Consider the following 3788-nt stretch of genomic DNA (forward strand, 5'->3'; position numbering starts at 1 on the left):
CCGTTCAGGATGTCGGGCTCGGTCGTGGCCAGCGCCTGGGCGTTCACATGCCGCAGCAACGCCATGTCGACCCGCAGCGCCTCGTTCAGCACCGCGTCCACATCCTCAACGTCGATCTCGGGCAGGGCCTCGGACATCGGGGACAGTCAACCCTGCCCATGCGTCAGAAGCGGACGTAGATGCGTCTGCGGCGGCGCGGGAGCGGCGGGAGAGGACGGCTCGCAGCGAGTCGAGCCCCGGCCGCCCTCACCCCCGCTCGAAGCGGCGCATGGACCAGTATTTGTAGCCCTCGCTCTCGGCGAGGCGCCAGCCGAGCTTCTTCAGCGAGCGGCCGATCAGGTGGTTGAAGAAGCCATGGGCCAGGACCACGACGGTCTCGCCGCCGGCCGCGAAGCCGATCAGCATCGCGGCGGCCTGGTCGGCGCGGGCCTCGGCCTCGCTGCGGCGCTCCTGGCCCTCGTGATGGTTGAAGAACCACCACCAGAAGCGCGCCAGGAAGCCCCAGATCCGCGGCGACAGCTTCAGCCACGCCGGCAGCCGCGGCGGCGGCAGCGGCGCCTCGATCAGCATCTCGTGGCGGTCGAAGGCGCGCTCGCCCGCCAGCGCCTGGGCGCTCTCGATGGCGCGCAGGCGGGTCGAGGAGACCAGGGTCCCGCAGCGGGCGACGAAGTCCTTGAGCTGCCGCGGCGGCGTCTGGCCCGGCAGGAGGCCCAGGAGCTCGTAGTTCGCCCAGAACGCGCGGTACTCGGCCGCCGACAGCGTCACCTTGCGCGAGACGTTGGGCTCGCCGTGCCGCACCAGGACGATCGCGCCGTGCTTCAGCGACATGGCTTTGATTTCGGTGGTCAAGACGCCGGCCATCGATCCCGAATGTTCACGGCCGCGCGCCCCTAGCCTTCGCCGAGAGCCCTGACGTGCGCGAGCGCAGAACGGCCCAGAGCCTGGAGGTCGTAGCCGCCCTCGAGGGAGGACACAACCCGCCCCTTGGCGCGCCGGTTCGCGACGTCGGCGATGGCGCGGGTCGCCCAGGCGAAGTCGGCCTCCTCCAGGCTCTGGCCGCCGCCGCCGACCGGGTCGCGGGCGTGGGCGTCGAACCCGGCCGACACGATGACGAGGTCGGGGGCGAAGGCGTCGACCTTGCCCATCAGGTCCTCGAAGGCCCTGCGCCAGACCGCGGCCGGCGCGCCCTCGGGCGAGACGGCGTTGACGATGTTGGCCGGGACCGCCTCGTCCGGGTGGCCGGTGCCGGGCCACATCGGCCACGACTGGATGGAGGCGAAGAACAGGCCGTCTCGGCCGCCCAGCGCCGCCTGGGTGCCGTTGCCGTGGTGGATGTCGAAGTCCACGACGGCGACCTTGCCGAACCCCGCCGCGCGGGCGGCGTGCGCCGCCACCGCCACGTTCGAAAAGATACAGAAGCCCATCGGCAGGCCCGGCTCGGCATGGTGGCCGGGCGGGCGCACGGCGCAGAAGGCGCGCTCCGCCTTACCCGCCGCCACGTCGCGGACGGCCTGGACGACCGCGCCGGCGGCCCGGCGCGCCGCGGCGAGGCTGCCGGCCGACATGCTGGTGTCGGGATCCAGCGCCACGCGGCCGCTGGCGGGGGCGAGGCGCACGATCTCCTCGACGTAGGCCTTGTCGTGGACACGCAGGAGGTCGGCCTCCTCCACGACGGGCGCGTCGTGGGGGATCAGGTCGAGCGCCGCGTCGTCCAGGGCGTCGATCACCGACCGCAGGCGCTCGGGCCGCTCGGGATGCCGGTCGCCGGGGCGGTGGTCGAACATGTCCTGATGGGTGTAGAGCGCGACGGTCATGCTGCATCCTACCGCAACTTCGCCAAACGCACGCGAGGGCCTCGCAGGTCCCGTCATCCGCCGGGCCGGCCCCGCCGACGCCGAGGCGCTGGCCGAGCTCGGCGCGCGCACCTTCAGCGACACCTTCGCCCACCTGTACGATCCGCAGGACCTCGCGGTGTTCCTGGCCGAAGCCTACGGCCTGGAGCGCACCCGCGCCGACCTGGCCGATCCGGCCAAGGCGCTCTGGCTGGTCGAGGACGACGGCCACGCCATCGGCTACGCGCTCGCCGGCCCCTGCGGCCTGCCGCACGCGCAGGTCACGCCGGGCTGCGGCGAACTCAAGCGGATCTACTTCACCCGGGCGGCGCAGGGCGGCGGGCTGGGCGGGCGGCTGTTCGGCGAGGTCATGGACTGGCTGCAGAAGGACGGCCCGCGCGACGTCTGGATCGGCGTCTGGAGCGAGAACCTCGGCGCCCAGCGGTTCTACGAGCGCAACGGCTTCGCCAAAGCCGGCGAGTACGGCTTCAAGGTCGGCAAGACGACGGACCGCGAATTCATACTGCGAAAGCCCGCGGAGAATTTTACCCGGTAGCGGGTCACAATTCGCCGGAGTTCGACACAATCCGGCCCCAATTCGCGCCGGAAACCGGCTTTCATTGCTTCGATTTAACCTACTGCCGTCTTGGCGGCGCCACCGCCGTTTGGGACCCTCGCCGGCATTCGGCGTGTGGTTTCGCGATCGGCGGTGGGGATGCTGAGGATCGGCTACGTTCGGTCGCGGGACGCGCTTTCCGCAGAGAGGGGTTCCGCAGAGGGGGGTTCCGCAGAGGGGGGTTCCGCAGAGGGGGGCGCCCACGAGGACACCGCCGCGCTCAAGGCGGCCGGCTGCCAGGTGGTCCGCGCCGAGGCGCCCGGCGCCGAAGGCCAGACGCTGGCGTCCATCCTCGAGTTCATCGGCCCCGGCGACCAGTTGGTGGTGAGCCGGCTGGAACGGCTGGCGTCCAGCGGCCGCGGCGTGCTGGACGCGCTGGACCGGCTGGAGGCGCGCGGCGCCGCCCTCGTCGTCCTCAGCCCCGACCTGACGAGCCAGGGCCTGCCCGGCCGCGCGCTGCGCGCCGCGCTGGAGGCGGTGGCCGGGCTGGAGCCCGCCAGCGCCAACCCCAACCGCCGCCGCCGTCCGGCCGCCGCGGTGACCGAGATCCACGCCCTCCAGCGCGCCGGCGTCGGGCCCGTCGAGATCGCGCGCCGCCTGGGCGTCTCGCGCATGACCGTCTGGCGCAAGCTGAAGGCGGAGGCGGCGGCGGGCGCCTAGCCTCCAGCAGGCGGCCTGTCGGCACGCGGCCACCGGCCCGACCCGGCGGGTCGAACGCGCGGGGTCATGTCCAGGAGAGCTGGTTCTTCGGCGGCTTGCCGGTCGGGTCGCAGGCGGTGACCTTGTGAGGCAGGTCGGGCCCCCACCGCCACAGCACGCGGCTTCAGCGCCGCCGCCCGGCCTGCACATAGTCGACGAACGCCCGGAGCGCCGACGGCAGCGTGCGGCGGCTCGGGTAGTAGAGGAACGGGCCCGGGAAGGGTTCGGACCAGTCGGCGAGGACCTCGACGAGGCGGCCGCTCTCGAGGTGGGGCGCGACGTAGCCGTCGAAGAGCGACACGAACCCCAGGCCGTCCAGCGCGGCGCGGATCAGCGTCGTCGGGCTGTTGGCGACCAGCGGGCCGGTGGGCGAGACGCGGACCTCCTCGCCGTCCTTCTCCAGCTCCCACGGGGGCATCGCCCCGCTCGGGAAGCGGTTGCGCAGGCAGGGGCGCGCCAGGAGGTCGCGCGGATGCTGCGGCGCGCCCACCCGGGCGACGAGGTCGGGCGAGCCGGCCACGACGTAGCGCTGCGGCGGGCCGAGCGAGACGGCCACCATGTCCTGCGCCAGGCTCTCGCCCCAGCGGACGCCGGCGTCGTAGCCCTCGGCGACGATGTCGATGAGGCCCGTCTCGCTGACG

General features: G+C 73.2%; 5 protein-coding genes. 2 read left to right on the forward strand and 3 right to left on the reverse strand.

What is annotated here, in order from left to right; translation table 11 throughout:
- Positions 1-246: 246 nt before the first annotated feature.
- Together JNL41_RS11190 and JNL41_RS11195 are read right to left on the reverse strand one after the other, a co-directional pair.
- A complete protein-coding gene (locus tag JNL41_RS11190; protein WP_293474934.1) occupies positions 247-849 on the reverse strand; it encodes a histidine phosphatase family protein in 603 nt (200 codons plus the stop codon).
- Positions 850-890: 41 nt separating this feature from the next.
- Positions 891-1814: a histone deacetylase family protein gene (locus tag JNL41_RS11195; RefSeq protein ID WP_293474936.1), complete on the reverse strand. Its 924-nt coding sequence runs from the start codon at positions 1812-1814 to the stop codon at positions 891-893.
- Between JNL41_RS11195 and JNL41_RS11200 the strand changes: the two genes are divergently transcribed.
- Positions 1813-2388, forward strand: coding sequence for a GNAT family N-acetyltransferase (locus JNL41_RS11200; protein ID WP_293474938.1), 576 nt, complete (start codon positions 1813-1815; stop codon positions 2386-2388). The genes JNL41_RS11195 and JNL41_RS11200 overlap by 2 nt on opposite strands.
- Positions 2389-2688: 300 nt before the next feature.
- Positions 2689-3108: a recombinase family protein gene (locus JNL41_RS11205; protein WP_293474940.1), complete on the forward strand. Its 420-nt coding sequence runs from the start codon at positions 2689-2691 to the stop codon at positions 3106-3108.
- Positions 3109-3271: 163 nt separating this feature from the next.
- Here the strand turns inward: JNL41_RS11205 and JNL41_RS11210 are convergent.
- On the reverse strand, positions 3272-3788 hold a 517-nt coding region (locus tag JNL41_RS11210; protein WP_293474942.1), incomplete at its 5' end, for a LysR substrate-binding domain-containing protein.

The sequence above is a fragment of the Phenylobacterium sp. genome, from assembly GCF_016793285.1.
Classification (GTDB): Bacteria; Pseudomonadota; Alphaproteobacteria; order Caulobacterales; family Caulobacteraceae; genus Phenylobacterium.

What these genes read in the sequence shown, in the direction of transcription:
- JNL41_RS11195 (WP_293474936.1), bottom strand. Translation starts at nt 1,814, where the DNA reads ATGACCGTCGCGCTCTACACCCATCAGGACATGTTCGACCACCGCCCC.
- JNL41_RS11200 (WP_293474938.1), top strand. Translation starts at nt 1,813, where the DNA reads ATGCTGCATCCTACCGCAACTTCGCCAAACGCACGCGAGGGCCTCGCA.